General features: G+C 34.3%; 23 protein-coding genes and 4 tRNA genes. 14 read left to right on the forward strand and 13 right to left on the reverse strand.

Annotated elements, in window-relative coordinates; genetic code table 11:
* Positions 1-33 precede the first annotated feature (33 nt).
* Both VEU72_08100 and VEU72_08105 read left to right on the forward strand, forming a co-directional pair.
* Positions 34-231, forward strand: a complete 198-nt coding sequence (locus VEU72_08100) for a hypothetical protein (protein HYL67094.1) — start codon at positions 34-36, stop codon at positions 229-231.
* A 111-nt stretch (positions 232-342) separates the two neighbouring features.
* Positions 343-1,035 carry a hypothetical protein gene (locus tag VEU72_08105; protein HYL67095.1) on the forward strand — a complete coding sequence of 231 codons (693 nt, stop codon included), beginning with the start codon at positions 343-345 and terminating at the stop codon, positions 1,033-1,035.
* Positions 1,036-1,067: 32 nt separating this feature from the next.
* Here the strand turns inward: VEU72_08105 and VEU72_08110 are convergent, their stop codons facing one another.
* The gene (locus tag VEU72_08110; protein ID HYL67096.1) at positions 1,068-1,280 is read right to left on the reverse strand and encodes a hypothetical protein; all 213 of its coding nucleotides are present in this window, start codon (positions 1,278-1,280) and stop codon (positions 1,068-1,070) included.
* Positions 1,281-1,359: 79 nt separating this feature from the next.
* Here VEU72_08110 and VEU72_08115 point away from each other — a divergent pair, with 79 nt between their 5' ends.
* Positions 1,360-1,623: a hypothetical protein gene (locus VEU72_08115; protein ID HYL67097.1), complete on the forward strand. Its 264-nt coding sequence runs from the start codon at positions 1,360-1,362 to the stop codon at positions 1,621-1,623.
* 105 nt (positions 1,624-1,728) lie between these two features.
* On the opposite strand, the gene VEU72_08120 is transcribed toward VEU72_08115, so the two are convergent.
* Complete coding sequence (locus VEU72_08120; protein HYL67098.1) at positions 1,729-2,295, reverse strand: methane monooxygenase/ammonia monooxygenase subunit B; 567 nt, start codon at positions 2,293-2,295, stop codon at positions 1,729-1,731.
* Positions 2,296-2,570: 275 nt separating this feature from the next.
* On the opposite strand from VEU72_08120, the gene VEU72_08125 reads away from it, so the two are divergent.
* The 3 genes from VEU72_08125 to VEU72_08135 all read left to right on the forward strand — a co-directional run bounded on the left by VEU72_08125 (position 2,571) and on the right by VEU72_08135 (position 4,397).
* On the forward strand, positions 2,571-3,134 hold the full coding sequence (locus VEU72_08125; protein HYL67099.1) for a methane monooxygenase/ammonia monooxygenase subunit C: 564 nt from the start codon (positions 2,571-2,573) through the stop codon (positions 3,132-3,134).
* Between the two features lie 111 nt (positions 3,135-3,245).
* Positions 3,246-3,611 carry a hypothetical protein gene (locus VEU72_08130; protein ID HYL67100.1) on the forward strand — a complete coding sequence of 122 codons (366 nt, stop codon included), beginning with the start codon at positions 3,246-3,248 and terminating at the stop codon, positions 3,609-3,611.
* Between the two features lie 135 nt (positions 3,612-3,746).
* The gene (locus tag VEU72_08135; protein ID HYL67101.1) at positions 3,747-4,397 is read left to right on the forward strand and encodes an ammonia monooxygenase; all 651 of its coding nucleotides are present in this window, start codon (positions 3,747-3,749) and stop codon (positions 4,395-4,397) included.
* Positions 4,398-4,534: 137 nt separating this feature from the next.
* Here the strand turns inward: VEU72_08135 and VEU72_08140 are convergent, their stop codons facing one another.
* Positions 4,535-5,398, reverse strand: a complete 864-nt coding sequence (locus VEU72_08140; protein HYL67102.1) for a DNA adenine methylase — start codon at positions 5,396-5,398, stop codon at positions 4,535-4,537.
* A 131-nt stretch (positions 5,399-5,529) separates the two neighbouring features.
* Between VEU72_08140 and VEU72_08145 the strand changes: the two genes are divergently transcribed.
* Positions 5,530-6,066, forward strand: a complete 537-nt coding sequence (locus VEU72_08145) for a hypothetical protein (GenBank protein HYL67103.1) — start codon at positions 5,530-5,532, stop codon at positions 6,064-6,066.
* Between the two features lie 137 nt (positions 6,067-6,203).
* On the forward strand, positions 6,204-7,541 hold the full coding sequence (locus tag VEU72_08150; protein HYL67104.1) for a PAS domain-containing sensor histidine kinase: 1,338 nt from the start codon (positions 6,204-6,206) through the stop codon (positions 7,539-7,541).
* Positions 7,542-7,609: 68 nt separating this feature from the next.
* Here the strand turns inward: VEU72_08150 and VEU72_08155 are convergent.
* Positions 7,610-7,683: transfer RNA gene (locus VEU72_08155), tRNA-Thr, on the reverse strand.
* Between the two features lie 98 nt (positions 7,684-7,781).
* On the opposite strand from VEU72_08155, the gene VEU72_08160 reads away from it, so the two are divergent.
* A tRNA-Leu gene (locus VEU72_08160) sits at positions 7,782-7,900 on the forward strand.
* Between the two features lie 6 nt (positions 7,901-7,906).
* Here VEU72_08160 and VEU72_08165 read toward each other — a convergent pair.
* Together VEU72_08165 and VEU72_08170 are read right to left on the reverse strand one after the other, a co-directional pair.
* Positions 7,907-8,293, reverse strand: coding sequence for a hypothetical protein (locus VEU72_08165; GenBank protein HYL67105.1), 387 nt, complete (start codon positions 8,291-8,293; stop codon positions 7,907-7,909).
* Between the two features lie 152 nt (positions 8,294-8,445).
* Positions 8,446-8,709, reverse strand: coding sequence for a hypothetical protein (locus VEU72_08170; GenBank protein ID HYL67106.1), 264 nt, complete (start codon positions 8,707-8,709; stop codon positions 8,446-8,448).
* A 402-nt stretch (positions 8,710-9,111) separates the two neighbouring features.
* Between VEU72_08170 and VEU72_08175 the strand changes: the two genes are divergently transcribed.
* Positions 9,112-10,008: an ArsR family transcriptional regulator gene (locus tag VEU72_08175; GenBank protein ID HYL67107.1), complete on the forward strand. Its 897-nt coding sequence runs from the start codon at positions 9,112-9,114 to the stop codon at positions 10,006-10,008.
* Here VEU72_08175 and VEU72_08180 read toward each other — a convergent pair.
* Positions 10,005-10,355: a DUF6659 family protein gene (locus VEU72_08180; protein HYL67108.1), complete on the reverse strand. Its 351-nt coding sequence runs from the start codon at positions 10,353-10,355 to the stop codon at positions 10,005-10,007. The two genes, VEU72_08175 and VEU72_08180, sit on opposite strands and share 4 nt — an antisense overlap.
* Before the next feature lie 105 nt (positions 10,356-10,460).
* Here VEU72_08180 and VEU72_08185 point away from each other — a divergent pair, with 105 nt between their 5' ends.
* Positions 10,461-11,060 carry a poly(R)-hydroxyalkanoic acid synthase subunit PhaE gene (locus tag VEU72_08185; protein ID HYL67109.1) on the forward strand — a complete coding sequence of 200 codons (600 nt, stop codon included), beginning with the start codon at positions 10,461-10,463 and terminating at the stop codon, positions 11,058-11,060.
* Positions 11,050-12,117 carry a class III poly(R)-hydroxyalkanoic acid synthase subunit PhaC gene (gene phaC / locus VEU72_08190; GenBank protein ID HYL67110.1) on the forward strand — a complete coding sequence of 356 codons (1,068 nt, stop codon included), beginning with the start codon at positions 11,050-11,052 and terminating at the stop codon, positions 12,115-12,117. Before VEU72_08185 ends, phaC begins: the two co-directional genes overlap by 11 nt.
* A gap of 22 nt (positions 12,118-12,139) precedes the next feature.
* Here phaC and VEU72_08195 read toward each other — a convergent pair whose 3' ends face one another.
* The 5 genes from VEU72_08195 to VEU72_08215 all read right to left on the reverse strand — a co-directional run bounded on the left by VEU72_08195 (position 12,140) and on the right by VEU72_08215 (position 14,556).
* Positions 12,140-12,559 carry a hypothetical protein gene (locus tag VEU72_08195; protein ID HYL67111.1) on the reverse strand — a complete coding sequence of 140 codons (420 nt, stop codon included), beginning with the start codon at positions 12,557-12,559 and terminating at the stop codon, positions 12,140-12,142.
* Positions 12,560-12,563: 4 nt separating this feature from the next.
* Positions 12,564-12,980: an AbrB/MazE/SpoVT family DNA-binding domain-containing protein gene (locus tag VEU72_08200; GenBank protein ID HYL67112.1), complete on the reverse strand. Its 417-nt coding sequence runs from the start codon at positions 12,978-12,980 to the stop codon at positions 12,564-12,566.
* Between the two features lie 61 nt (positions 12,981-13,041).
* Positions 13,042-13,854, reverse strand: coding sequence for an alpha/beta hydrolase (locus VEU72_08205; GenBank protein HYL67113.1), 813 nt, complete (start codon positions 13,852-13,854; stop codon positions 13,042-13,044).
* A gap of 29 nt (positions 13,855-13,883) precedes the next feature.
* Positions 13,884-13,972, reverse strand: a tRNA-Ile gene (locus VEU72_08210).
* A 26-nt stretch (positions 13,973-13,998) separates the two neighbouring features.
* Entirely contained in the window at positions 13,999-14,556 is a 558-nt protein-coding gene (locus VEU72_08215; protein HYL67114.1) for a thioredoxin family protein, read from the reverse strand.
* Positions 14,557-14,643: 87 nt separating this feature from the next.
* Between VEU72_08215 and VEU72_08220 the strand changes: the two genes are divergently transcribed.
* Positions 14,644-14,715 (forward strand) — tRNA-Ala (locus VEU72_08220).
* 367 nt (positions 14,716-15,082) lie between these two features.
* Positions 15,083-15,247, forward strand: coding sequence for a hypothetical protein (locus VEU72_08225; protein ID HYL67115.1), 165 nt, complete (start codon positions 15,083-15,085; stop codon positions 15,245-15,247).
* A 19-nt stretch (positions 15,248-15,266) separates the two neighbouring features.
* Here the strand turns inward: VEU72_08225 and VEU72_08230 are convergent, their stop codons facing one another.
* A complete protein-coding gene (locus VEU72_08230) occupies positions 15,267-15,632 on the reverse strand; it encodes a hypothetical protein (protein HYL67116.1) in 366 nt (121 codons plus the stop codon).
* Positions 15,633-15,695: the final 63 nt, after the last annotated feature.

Genomic DNA, 15,695 nt, shown 5'->3' on the forward strand with positions numbered 1-15,695 from the left:
GGTAAAAAGGAGTAGATTTACCTCTCTTTATCTATGGTTGACAGATGGGCAGTTTTTGTAATATTAGAATTTGTAAGTGCAGCTATTGGATTCTTTTGGGGATTTTACACAGGTAAGGCACTCTTCTTATGGATTGGAGGCTTTTTCTTCTCACTTGGAGTCTTTGCAGCAACCAGATGGGGCTTTGATAAATGGAAACAAAAACAAAAGCCAAGAAAATGGAAAAAGTAAAAATAAATCACATATTTTATCACCAATAAAAACATAATTAGATTTCATTTTTAGATTTGGGGGATTGGTATGTTTATATCAATCACAAACTGGTAAAACGACAGAGAATAATTGTCAAGTAGATCTGTACGCTGGGGAAGAAAAAAAAGATATGCTATTGCATCAGTCGTAGCAATAATTGGTATCACATTTGCATATTACAATGTAATACAAACTGCTCCGTATAAAACTACTAAAGAATGGAATTTTGATTCTTACAAGAATGATACAGTGCCTGATGGTTTTTCATATCTTCAAACTGATTCACAACCTGGTTACTGGGTTGTTAAGTCTGATCCATCCGCACCATCTAAACCAAATGTACTTGCTAAATTGACAGATAATGATACTACATTTGATTATCACATTCAACTAATGCCTGACGGTGTTGAAAGTACAAATTCAGAAACAAGTGTACAGTTTAAGATCAATTCTGGAGAAAAAGAACAAGCAGCAGGTCTGATAATTAGATTTATGGACAATCAGCATTATTTTGTACTGGTAGCAGATTCTAAGAATAATCTCTTTTCACTATGTAAAGCTGATCCCGAGAAACTCTTATGCATTGAAGATAAATCAGTAAATATTCCTCTGGGTCAATGGCATATAATAACTACTGATGTATCTGCACAAGGTGTAGCTGGATATCTTGATGGTAAATTGCTTATTCAGAGATATGATCAACACTATCAAAATGGGCAGCTTGGACTGTGGACAAAAAAAGATACAGAAGCTTATTTTGATAATCTGACAATAAAGTATTGATCTTATAATAAATAATCAAAACTATTCAAGAACTATTTTTTGAATATTTTATCTATGATGAATTTAACTATTAAAAAAATTCCAGTTATGGCAAATATGTATTGAATGACTGATAATGCATTAATTATGTCAGAGTTCTGAAAAATTGATAATGCCGGAGAATTATGATCTGAAGGAACATGGAAGACTTGTATTGAGGCTGCTATTATTATTAGAATCATAGCAATTTTAAGAATAATACTCAATATGTTTTAAAAGAAACGATCATCATTAAAAATTTCTATAAGACAAAACTAAAAATACATTGACTATCAATTGTAAAAAATGATTGGTATGCGTGGTCAAATGATACTGGCCATAATACCTAGTTTTGTAACTCAGCTTATAGCTTTTTACAGAATTAAAAAATTTACAAATGGGTTAATTGTAGAATTGAGTATTTTTCTAGCTGATACTTTTGTTCAAATGATCATTCCGTGGCCATTTGGAATGATTTTTGCTTTGCCACTAACTTTGGGTGTGCCTGTATACTTTGTAAGAAAATGGACTTTGGATTACAACCACATGCCAACTGGTATGTTTGATTAAGTCAGAACTGATCAATAACATATTGACAGAATTATAACATGTATGTAATTTGAGTATATTTTCTAATACAACTTTGATAAAATGAAAAGAGAGGGGGAATTTGTTTTAAATCACTTGCCACGGTCTTGTTGCAAACGTTACAACATAACCAACGGCTATTATTATCGACTGATAGGCTACATTTGTGTATGGGATTGGTTTTATGATTGGATCTCCTGTGACCACAATTGTTTGTCCTGGACCAAGTCCTGGGCCTATACTTGCGATGTTAAGCTGTGTGTGCATGTGATATACTGCTGGTTCTAGAGCCCTGATTGTCAATGTGTAAGGAATGACAGAGTTTCCTGGAATGTCTATAACGTTACCAGGTGGGTCTCTTGCTACAATCTCCCATCTGTTACCTGCATTAGGAGAGTCACCATATACAGTATACCAGCCTCTTAGGTCTCTTTGTACGAGACTAACGAATTTGCCTGATACTGTTAGTGTGTCACCTGTGTGGACAGATTGTTTTGACCATGTTTCATCGTCTATCCTGACAAAACGACTTTGTAATTGTGCCTGTACGCCGTGTGCTTCTGCGTGCTGAAACATTTGGGCCAATGATGGTCCAATTGCTCCAAGTGCTACAATTACACCAAGTGCTGCTACGATTAATTTCTTATCTACCATATCACGTAACTAATGCAACAGAGAAAGAACAACGATATATGTTTTACCCTTGGAATGAGAGATCCAACCGAATATGAGAAAAATAATAATAAAAATAATGATAAACGTTAATGATAAACATTGATGGTGCATTTTTTTATATGATAATTATTTCTTTTTTATAAGAAGTTTATATTATGATTTTCAATAATAACTTAAAATATTGATGTAAAATATAACAAAAACTGTTAATTAATTACTCATGCTTTATATATTGAAATCTCATCACATGTTGTATGGCACAAATGCCCGCACTGATTCCAAAAGAAGTCGAGATACACAGACTGAAAAAGATCTGGTTAATCGTCATCGCAATGGGATCTATCGCTGCTTCAGTGGAAGTAGACAACTTCGTTGATGGATCACTTCATCAAACATCTATCAGAGATAGTGCATTTACACCAGCACACTGGTGGTTATACAGTCACTTTATTGCTCTGCCATTAGGTTGGGCATCCGTGGCAATGTATGACAGAAAAGTACCTATCCTGAGGGGTCCAAACAACTCCATGAACACTGGTCTTAAGATGACCATACTTGGTTATTTAGCAACAATGTTCACAATTGGTGTAAACGAAATGTGGCACTTCTGGTATGTAGAGGAAATCTTTGCAGTACCAAATCACTGGATGTTTAACATGGGTGTCGTAGTTGCTTTCATGGGCGCACTTGCCTATGTAGTTAGAGTATATGCACGACTAGTCGAGCTTGGAGCAGAAACCCCAGGTGAGAATCCATATGTTGCAGAAATGTACAAGATGGCCCTAGAAGGCAAATTGTACAGTAGATCCATTCCATAGAAAAAGGCGCGCAAAAGCGCATTTTTTATTATTTTTAGATCCCATCTAGTGGAAAGTATTTCCTTCTCATCTAAGAAAGACTTAAAAGCATATGGATTAATAATTACCCAAATGACTTTACCAAAAGGATTTGGTACTGGTGGCGGAGCTTCCAGTTCTGACGTAAGCAAAATGATTGGTAGACGCGCAGAAGATTATTTTGGAATAATAACTGGCATTTTCGTTGCCAGCTGGGTTGGAACATGGGGTGGTGTTGCCGTAGCAGTTACCTATTATCCATGGGCTTATCCTCCACCGAGTGCACACTTTGCTCTAACGGTGTTGACGATTATCGAGGCCATTGGTTATTTACTATGTGTAAAGGTTGTAACCGAAGGTACTCCGAAGGCAAGAACCTATGACGGTGCATTGGCAGGAATCATTGGAGCTATCTCGATAGCTACAATCTTGACTGACTGTTTCTTCTTCGGCGCATAGAAATATTCAATCCCCTTTTCTTTTAATTTTTGACTCTTACTTGAAAGTAAAAAATGAACAATTATGATGTTGTATAAAACCTGATCTCAGTATCTACGTAAAATTTTATATACACCGCATCTATCATAGTGGCTAATGGTCTGGCTAAGACGATGTACTCACTACTTGTTTATAGTAGTGGTAGCAGTCAACTCTACCTTGTTGACCATCAATGCCGGAGACTACATATTCTATACTGACTGGGCGTGGACTTCATTTGTGGTATTTTCAGTATCACAGACACTCATGCTTGCTGTCGGTGCCGCGTACTACCTTACATTCACTGGAGTTCCAGGAACTGCAACTTACTATGCACTGATAATGACGGTGTATACGTGGATTGCAAAAGGAGCGTGGTTCTCATTAGGATATCCATATAGCTTCATAGTTGTACCAGTTTGGATTCCGTCGGCTATGCTGATGGACTTGGTATATTGGGCAACAAAGAAGAACAAACACTCTCTCATTCTAATGGGTGGCGTGCTTTGTGGAATGTCTCTGCCAATGTTCAACATGATAAATCTCATTACGATAGACGATCCGCTAGAGACTGCGTTCAAATACCCAAGGACTACATTGCCTCCATACATGACTCCAATAGAACCCCAAGTTGGAAAGTTCTATGATAGTCCGGTCGCGCTAGGTGCGGGTGCCGGTGCTGTCCTGTCAGTTACAATGACAGCTTTAGGCTGCAAATTGACAACGTGGACATACAGATGGATGGCAGCTTGGAGTAAGTGGGACTAACTTCCCTTTCCTTTTACTTTATTTTATTACTAACTAGGTCATCCTATAACTAATTTTAAAAAATATTATCTGTAACAATCTGTTGATCTAGATCGTTACTCTAGAGAAATAAAATTTCAGTACATCATCTGTAAATTTTAATAATTTTTTATCAAGATTTCAGTATGCCCAGTTCTCTTCTTTGAATTTGAATTTATGAATCGATTGGTGTTTATTTCTATTATACTATCAGAATATTCAGAGAATAACTCTATTACTTCTTGTGATTTTGAATTTGAAAGCATAACCTTACAACCCCTAGAATCTAGTTTTTTAAATTCAGTAAAGAGTCTTTCCTGATCTTTGTAGCCAAAGTTATCATTTGTATAGCTAGTAAAGTTTGCAGTAGAGCTTACTGGCTGATATGGTGGATCCAAATACACAAAATCATCTTCTCGTGCTTTCTTAAGTGCAGTAGTGAAATCTTCGCATTTTATTGAAATTCCTTTTGATTGTAAAACATGACTGAGTATCAGTAAGTTTTCTTTGTTTACTATGTTTGGATTCACATACCTTCCTATCGGTACATTGAATTTTCCTTTACTGTTTACTCTGTACAGACCATTAAAACAAGTCTTGTTTAGAAATATTAGTCTTGAAACTTGGTCAATCTGGTTTTTTGGGTTACTGTCTCTTACTTGATAATAATATTCTTCAGTATTTTTAAAGTAATTTTCCGAGCGTTCCTCTAACGACGTTATCAATTCATCTGCTTTATCACGAATTGTAACATATGATAGAATTAATGTAGAGTTCAAATCAGATACAAAACACTTTAGTTGTGAATTTTGAGATATTAAATGAAACAAAACTGCTCCACCACCTAAAAATGGTTCAAAATACGCATCAAAATTTTTTGGGATATGTTGTGATAATATTGGTAAAAGTTGTCTTTTTCCGCCTGCCCATTTTACAAACGGTTTTGGTACTAACGCTGTGATTTGTTTGTACTGCTGTTTCAATATACAACAGTTTCAAGATGTTATTTTGCGCGAGTATGACAATAAAAGATCACACACTGTATAACTTTTTTTAATCTACATATGTCTGCAAGATAAAGTAAAATCATGGTATAATACACTAGTTTGATATCTTGAGTCAAAATAAAAAAGATGAGGCATTAAAATTAGCAAAAACGGTAAGTGTAGAACTTTTGGATGAGAAAAAATCACTACATGAGATCTTGCAATCATGTAAAACCATCTGTAAATATCTAGGAATATCTGATAAAAATACATGGATAGATTTAGAATTAAACGGTTATCTTGGTTTATACAAAACTAAGGATGAATTTTATGATAATCTTCCCTCGTATAGAAAAACTAATTGGTTGTTTTATGATGTTTATGGAAGTGTGGTGCCATTACCACCTGACATATTGGAATTTTTTGGGAAATCAATAATTTATCAACCTATATCTGAAATTGAAAATAATGGTCATCTTATAATCACAAGTCAGTATCTTGAGAAATTTAACGAATTCATAACAAAACATGGGATGGATCATGCATCAAAAAACTTGCGAATTCATGAGGCACGTATTACAAACAATGAACTCAAAAAAGTAATAGATGGAATAAAAACGAGGATCCAAGAATTCTTGGATAATTTGATTCTGGTTTTAGAGTGATTTAGATTTACAAAACCTGAAAAGTTAATCTTCTAGTTTTGCGTTTAATATCCATTGATTAGAGTTGCTATTCCAAAAATTATTTTACTTATTTCAATATTGGATATTGTGAAAAACAATCTTTTTTGGAGTAGAATATGAATACTTTTGGAGTTGCAGGCGGATTATTATTGGTAATTATGGGATTGGCGGTAATTGATTATGGTTTAGATCCTACTGTTCCATATGCATATCACGCATTTTATCTTGGACTTGCTGGAATTGTTGTAGGTGGAGTTATTATGTGGGCAAACAGTAGAACTCCTAAAAATCCTCTTTTAGCACAACCGTATCAAGTTGAAACTAGAAAATCACTTTCTCCAGTAGATGGCATCAAATATAGAAATCTGTATGAAGAATCACCAGTAATGCAACGTACTGTAAATACTGATGGTATAATTCTAGAATGCAATCAAAAATATGCAAAAAACTTTGGTTCTTCAAAAAATGAGGTCATAGGTAAATCAATTTTTGATCATGTTGCAGAGCAAAGCATTACAGAAATGCGTAATACATTCGAGTCTTGGAAAGAAACAGGACGTGCTGAGAATAGAGAAATCTGGTTTAAACGAAAAGATGGTTCAGCATTTCCGGCATTATTAAGCGCTAATAACATGTATGATGAAAAGGGCAAGCTAATTGGTAGTAATACGGCAATTCGGGATATTTCAGATATTTATGAGGCCAGGAAGGTTATGCAAGACCACGAAAGACAAAAAACCCAACTAGAAGAATTACAAAAAATGAATTCACTTAAAGAAGAATTTTACTTCTCTCTTTCACAAGAATGTAAATTACCTTTAGAGCCAATAAAAAGATACTGTGAGTCACTTAATGATCCAGTTGCTGCAAATCTAAACACACAACAATTGGAAGCTGTAAATGAGATTTATAATAATGCGATTAGATTAGAAAGAATGCTTGAGGATATGTCTGATGTTCAACTGCTTGTTGCCCATAAAATGACTTTCAGCAAAGATGAATTCAAAATTAATGAATTTATGAAAAACGTTGTTGACATTAATACTCATATGATGAATGACAAAAAGATCGAATTTGTTGATACAACAAAAGAAAAATCAATTCTTCAAAGTGATAAGAACAGGTTAAAGCAAGTTTTTGATAACTTGATACAAAACGCGGTAGATTTTGTACCACAGGAAGGGGGTAAAATCGAGATTGGTGCCAAAAAAGGGGATGACGGTATTCGTTTTTTTGTCAAGGATAATGGTATAGGTATATCGGAAAAAAGAAAGGATTCTGTTTTTAAAAAATACTACCAAGTTAACCTATCTTTAAAAAGAAGATATGGTGGGAGCGGTTTTGGATTGGTAATCTGTCGTTTAATAGTTGAAAATTTGAAAGGGAAGATCTGGTTTGAAAGCAAGGAAGGGGAAGGAACTATCTTTTATTTTACAATTCCTCTCTCTACATAAAATTGAATTTAGTATTACAATAAATTTACTTAATTCTAATCTAAAAATGATATTTTTAAAACAACAAAAGCTCCGAGCGGGATTCGATCCCGCGACCTTTACCTTACCAAGGTAACGCTCTACCAGGCTGAGCTATCGAAGCATGACATGGTCGCTTTACTGAATCCTTATTAATCTTACTTGGTCTTGACAAAATTTTTCATAAAACGTTTAATTTCCACAACTTTATGCTAATAAAACGCAGGAGTCGCCGAGCCTGGCCAAAGAAGGCCTAGCCTTTGGATGCGCGGGACTTAAGATCATAAAAATGGGTGATCCCGTCTCTTAGGGGTTCGTGGGTTCAAATCCCACCTCCTGCACTTTTTTTATCTTTGATGTTTAATTCCACGGGAATTTAGAACTTCATAAACATCAGGAAGAGAAAACACAAAACCGACATGGACACAATCCTTCTCTTCACAGAACATGCAGTAAAGTTCTCCATTTTGAATTGCAACTTCGGCAATTCTGTTTTTGATGTTGTCTTTTACTACTACTCTATTATCATCAACTGAAATCTTTTCAAGTTTAGGTGCATATCTAGCAAATGTGTCATCCTTTTGCATCAAGTCCTCCATCATAAAAGTGATGTATCCAGCAAAGCTATTGATGCCCTTCATTGCAAGGTCGTCTCTGTTTTTCTTGTATACATCATGGAACTTGTTGTATACCGCTTCTGAGACTGTAATTGATTTGAATCCTGCTTTTGGCATATTACCTACCTATACCGTACTTTAAAGTACAAGTATTTAACGTTTCTGAATTTGGTGCTGTTAACTTGATAGCTGGTTGTTTAACCTGTTAACTGGCGGTTGATAATTTTAGATGTGTAATTTTGTTTGTATGAAAAAGGGTTCTGTCCAATCTACAACGGATCTCCTTTTAACAATTTCTTTACTGAAATAATTGCTATCACTACACCACCTATTATACATCCTATTCCAGCAATAAGAATACGTAAATGCGGATATGTTGGATATAGTGCAGTCAGAATACCGTAACCGATAAACACTAAAACTGCACCGCCTACAATTGCACTCATTCCCCAAGGATTGAACCCCATATTATCTCGATCCATTATTCCATCAAAAACCATGAAATATCTATGAGAGATAGTGCTCTGAGACATTATATTATTTGTCTATTCGGATATATCGGATGATTTACTGGTCGTTATTGATTTAATTGTCGATTTGCATTCTGAATTAAGATGATCCATTTGTTTTGACCTTCAACTTTTACACATCCTCTAAAATTCAAAACTCGTTAAATAACAATAATTGAAAAAAATCATCTCAAAAATCCTCAAAATTTAAGATCTGGCTATTAAATATTTGGTATCATAGATGCGCGCTTTTTATTTATCAAATTTGTATTATGAATTCTAGTGCGCTCGTAAGCAATTACAGACCACACCAAAGTACTAAATACCAGACCATACCAAGTACCTTACCGCAGGAGACCTGAAATTTCAGGTTCCTGTTGGTTAATTTAGTAACGCTATATACTAGAAAATATATTTTCAAAATCATTGGTTCGTGGCTATCAGTCTGAAAAGATAAAAGAAAAATTAATTGATATTTTACATGACTCAAAAATAGGTCTTTCAGGTATTGAGATTTCTGAAAAACTGAAGATAAATAGATTAACTATGACAAAATACCTTCAAGTCTTTGCTGCAGAGGGACTTGTAAAGCAAAAAAACATAGGAAATGTGAATCTGTGGTTTATGGAAGAGGGCGTCGAATCATTTGAATTTCCTGCAGATTTTTTTCGGCTAAAAAACAAGTATTTGCAGTATGTGCTCTCAGGTGCTAGTAAAGAGGCTCATAATATACTCAGAAATTCACTTCACTCTGGAGCCAATCATACTAAAATAATTACAGAAGTAATTATCCCAGCAATAGAATCTGTTCAAAATTCGTATGAATCTGGAAAGATTGGAAAATCTGAAAAAAATTATCTTGATGACATTATCTTAGGTTCAATCTATCTTGTCATTCTGATTGATCAGGAAACTGACATAAAAAAGAACATTGTTGTTTTTTCAACAGATTCTAAAAATTCACTTTTAGCACAAGCTGCATCTGCAGCTTTTCATGTTGAAGGTTGGAAAGTATCACAATTAGGAGATATGTCTAGTGCAATTGATGTTATGTTTGACATAGATCTACAACGATTTCTGAACAAAATATGGGTAAAAAAACAAGGTTTGATGATAATTGTTGTTTTTTCTTCGACAGAAAGTACAATCAAGTTCTTTTCCCAAACTGTTGCTACATCAAAAGCAAAATTTGGTAAGGCTTTACATCTTGTTTTTTGTACAAAATTGGCAAAAAGGACTAAAGAAGATGTAGATTTTGTTTCAGATGATATTGAAAAAATATTACAGTGGTGTCAAACAGTTTATGAGAGATCACAATCTTAACGATCTAAAATCTTCAATATCTTAAAAGGAGCATTTGCATAATCAAAACCCTGTTCAGCTGAAATTAACAAAACATTTTCATCCATAGGAAAACTCATCACTATTGCTTTTTCTCTATACGACATGGCAAATTTTACTGGTCCCAAAACATGATCAAATTCACGCCTCATTTTTGTTCTTAATACTAATTCCATGTATAACATTTCATCATCTTTTGATTCTTCAAGAGATTTCAGCCCATCTCTCATCCCGCCAGCAAAAAGCCTACCTTTTTCGTTTATGACTCCTGCAAATCTTATTTTAAGATCTATTTCAAGTATTTTTTTACACAGCTTCTCAAAATCCATTGTTATTTCTCCTACAAAACATCATGAGACGGATTATTAAATTAAACATCAGTAATAAACGATAACAGCCGATCTATTTATTGCGATCTCTTGTACATAATTAACATGGAATCTGATGCTGAATTTAAAAATAAAGTAGACCCAAAGGAAGCTGCGGATTATTTTAAACATCTTTCATTATTCTGGACTGATATGGCATATCTAATTTCAAGCAAACCGTCTGCTTTGACATCTGCAGGACCTATGCGAAAGTTTTCACTGCAGACTAAAAAACTAGCAACCGAAATGATAGAAGCAAATGAGGATCTTATAGAATTTAATACTAGACTTATTGAATATTATAAACAACTTTCAGATACTTGGAGTGAATCACAAAAAAGATTCAATACTAAAATGCCAGAAATTCCAAATGATATAGAGCATATAGAATCTTCAAAACGTGTGTGGATTGACATATTTGAAAATGCATTTACACAACTTTTTGATTCTGAAAAGTTTGGAGAGAATTTTGGTAAATTAATATCAAGTGAGCTTGAACTTTCTAAACATTGGAATAACATGCTTGCTGTACTGTTAGAATCTGTAAATGTTCCAACTAAGGATGATTTGAATGAAGTATACAAAGAGTTACACTCATTACGAAAAAGGGTAAGTAAATTAGAAAAAAATGAAAGGAAATCTGGAGTAACACACAATGGAAAATGAATTAAAAATTAATCCAATATTGATTGAAGAATTTTTAAAATTTAATAAAAATTTGATAGATGCTCCAAAAATGATACCTGCTATTGATGAAATTAATCTTGAGATGACTCCTTACGATGTTGCATATTCTGAAGATAAAATGCGTCTTTTACATTTCAACTCTTCAATTCAAAAACAGAATAAAACTCCGCTCGTTATTGTGTATGCATTGATAAATAGATACCATATTCTGGATATTCATCCGCAAAAAAGTTGGATTAAAAATCTCTTAAATCAGGGATTTGATGTCTATCTAATAGACTGGGGAAGTCCAACTAATATTGACAAATATCAAGGCTTTGATGATTACGTTAATGGTTACATCGATAATTGTGTTGATTTTGTATGTGATGAAGCAGGAGTAGAAAAAGTTACTTTACAAGGTTATTGTACGGGCGGTACACTGGCCACTGTTTATTCCGCACTCCATCCAGATAAAGTGAAAAATCTAATTGTTACTGCTCCTGTGATTGATGGTAAAAAAGACACCACAGTTGTTGGTAACCTTGCTAAACACATGGATGTAGATGAGATAGTGAAATCTATTGGTAATATGCCGCCTGAATTCATGTATTATGTTTTTTCTATTTTGAAACCATTTGAACAAGGAGTAGAGAAATACATACATTTTTTCAAAAATATACATGACAAGAATTATGTTGACAATTTTCTCCGTGTTGAAAAATGGTTACATGATACACCATCTATACCTGGTGAACTGTTCAGGCAATGGATAAAAGACGTTTACCAAGAAAATCTATTAATTCAGGACAAGATGTATGTTGGAAACCAACTCGTATCTCTCAAGAATATCACAATGCCAATATTCATTCAGGTTGCAGTAGGTGATCATTTGGTTTCTCCTGAATGTAGCATGCCTCTATACTATGCAGTAGGAACTGAGGACAAAACCATGAGAATTTATCCAACTGGCCATGTTGGAATGATAGCAAGCTCATTTTCCCAAAAAAAAGTTCTTACTGAGCTTGGCCAATGGCTAAGTGAAAGATCAAAATAAAAAAGGAAAAGATTCCTTTATACTAATTTCGTGTAGGTGTCAGTGCAGAGATCCAGAATTGGAAAAGGTTCTCATTTAATCCTGTAAATGCTTTTGCATTTTCATTGAAGGTTTTGATATTTTGTTTTGTTGAATCAATTGCAGCTAATATTACCTTATTCTGAACCGATCTTGCCTTGATTACCTCTTCAGTTATATCATTTACAGCTTTTATTACTGCGGCTGGTACGTTTGTATTTATTCCAGCTTTTGTTGCAAATTCTTGCTGTAGTGAAATAACTGATTCTATTGTATTTTTCCATGCTGAAGTGTATTCTTGTTGAAGATTAGTTATTGATTGCAGGTATTGTGGTGCTGCTTTTTCAATATCATCAAAAAACTTTTCGACATTCTGTTTGTATGTTGCATAGATCTCTTTTGTGTCTTGTGTTGTCTTACTCATTATTTCACCCCCTCTTTTTGATTTTTTTCTCGATAGGAGTGATTACAACTTGAACCAGGTCTCCCTCTTTTAGCCCAAGTGCATCTCTCTCAGCTTCGGGAATCGAAATTCGTCCATTACTTCCAACCGATGTCTTAAATGCGCCCCATGACACAAACTGTGGCATTGTTTGTGCAAGTTTGAATGCACTGTCCATTGCTTTAGATTGCATACTGCCAAGATTTTCAACAAAATCAGATTGAGCTTTTGATCCCTTGCTTATGAGATCTTTTAATGTATCTACAGGCTCAAAACTTTCTGCTTTGTGCTGACTCATCATGGAACCAAATGTTTTCATAAAGTCAGCTTGTGCTTTTCCACTTTTTTGTATCCATTCTTTGAACATCTCCGTTGGATCATATTGAATATTGTTACCAGTCATTGGTTTCTATTGGTATATATGGTATTTATATCTGTTGGTAATAATTGGATATTATAACCATCTATTGGTTTAAGAAATTAAGTACAATTTGTGAAAACTTGGCTGGCTCCTCAATATGGGGTGTATGTCCACAGTTTTCCATAATTTCTAGATGACAGTTTTTTATTAAAGAAATAAAGTCATTAGCATATTTGACAGGAATCATGGTATCTTGCTTTCCCCATATAATCAGGGTTGGTGCAATAATATTTGGAAGCCTGTCTGTTATGGGTTGAGAATTTTTTAATGCAAGTAAAGTTGACATGAACGCCATTTTTGCATTTGGCTGAGTCATTCTTTTAATAAAACCTTCAATAGATTCTGCAGTAACATTCTTGGAGCCAGTCATCATTTCATATGCTGTTTTTACAGTATCATAACTTGGGTATAACGCAGCCATTGAATAAGCATCTAAGGTAGGAGTGGAGCTCTTCATTATTCCAGCAGGCGATGTTAGGACTATTTTTTCAATCATTTTACTTTGTGTTATTGCACATTCTGCCACAATTTGACCTCCAAGCGAAGTACCTACCATGTATGTTTTTCTTATATCCAAACCATCTAAAAAATCAAAAACAAACTTTGTGAAAAATTCAGGCGTATAATCAGTAGAAGGTTTGTCACTATATCCATAGCCAGGTAAATCAGGGGCTATGACACGGTATTTTTTACTAAGAATAGGCATGACTGTTGACCATCTTTCGGCAAATCCTCCAAGGCCATGAATGAGAACAATATTTCCATTCGAGCCCCCTCCTCCATCAAGATATCGGATCTTGTTTTCCCCTACTTTGATGTATTCTTCAGATATCAGACAATTCGTTCGTATATTCATGATGAGATAAATCTTTTCAAGAAGAAAAATGGGCCGAATGGGATTCGAACCCACGACCTTTCGATATCTGAAAAGATATTATCAGTCGAACGCTCCAGCCAAGCTGAGCTATCGGCCCAAGAAATTTTTCTAGTCAACGGTCATTTAAGTTTGCTGGCTTTTCCATTTGATGGAACAACCCATAGATGGATCAAAATCCTTCTCTATTTTCATTCCAGAGAGCAGTTTTTCTATGTTGTTGATCATCGTTTTTTCTGTAGCAGTATCTTCTGGGCTCATAGCATTGTCAATTCTGCCATGAAAGGCGAGCTTTCTTTCTTGATCAAATAGGAAGGGATCAGGAGTACACACAGCACCGTATTTTTTCGCAATCTCTTGTGTTTCGTCAACAAGATATGTGAATTTAATTCCCTTTTCTTTTGCAAACTTTTTCATATTTTCAAAGCTATCATCAGGATAGTTTGTTGGATCGTTACTGTTTATTCCAATCATAGTTATGTCGTTTTTGAATTTTTCATAGATCTCATTTAGCGCCTTCGTCTTTGCTTGCACATATGGACAGTGGTTGCACATAAAGACTACAAGCATGGTCTTATTTTTGAATTCAGAAAGAGTATGTTTTTTGTCATCTATTCCCAAAAGTGTAAAGTCAGGAGCCTTGTCACCTTTCTTTAAAACGACTTCTGATTTTAGTAATACCATTGAAAAAATTGTAAGAATTATACCAATAAAATCTTTGCCTGCATAAAGGCAACAATTAAAATCTACACGATTAGCATTCCATACGATGGGCTGGTAGTTCAGCGGTAGAATACCCGCCTTGCACGCGGGGGGTCAGGGGTTCAAATCCCCTCCAGTCCATCTCCTTTATTGTTCAAACAAGTCAGTATCAAAAAAACCATACTGAACAAGCTGGGATCAAGCTAGATTTAGGACAAAATAAGATCGAAACTTTGATTAAAATGGCTACAAAGAATTGACTGAATGTTACAGAATAGTAATACATTAATTTTATTTAACTTTCACTTAGTATATTGTTCGTGGAACTGTAGAAGTATTTGATAGATGGAGATCAATCCCAAACCCTCTTCATCTTACTACAGTTTCCATCTGTTTATTATAAATCCAGATAAGTTAGTGGAAGTACAATCATAACAATAAAGAAGATTAACAAATTCTAAACTAAATCTTGAATCCATTTATAATGTGTCTGTAATTAATCTCCTAAATGGTACTTGAATTTGATTCAAAAATGCTGTTATATCTTTGTATAATAACAGTGGGAATTTTTCTATTGCCAATCGAGTCAAATCCGCCAATATACCTTATAGTTGGTATTGCTATAGCACTAATAGGAACAATTTTAGTTATTATTAAAGTAAAGAAGAAATAACTTTTTATTTTAATAAAAACTAGGCTGATTTAAATTTAGATTGTGTTTTAAGTGTCTCGGCTAGTTTTGCAAATATCTCATTAACCCCTACATCGTTGAAATTAATAGTCACATTTTCTCTAATGATCTGTTTTTCAAATCTTTCTTTAATTGCAAAAATTACAGATCCCCAATGAAGTATTCCTTTTAATTTTTCTTGAATTATAGATTCTGTATCTGGTAACGCACCCATTGAAAATACAATACCGTTTGCCCAATTTATGGTAGGAATTCCGCCTCCCATGGCTCGATTTTGAGAAGCTACCATTTGAACAAAATCGTCAAAGCGGTATTCTATGATTTCATGAACTACAAGCCTTTTCCATGGTTCAATTATTATCTCCAAACTCAACTCCTGTAATAATGAAAGATGGATTTAAATACCATATTCGTTTTTTGATGGATAGGT

It is taken from the genome of Nitrosopumilaceae archaeon (assembly GCA_035631875.1).
GTDB lineage: Archaea > Thermoproteota > Nitrososphaeria > Nitrososphaerales > Nitrosopumilaceae > TA-20.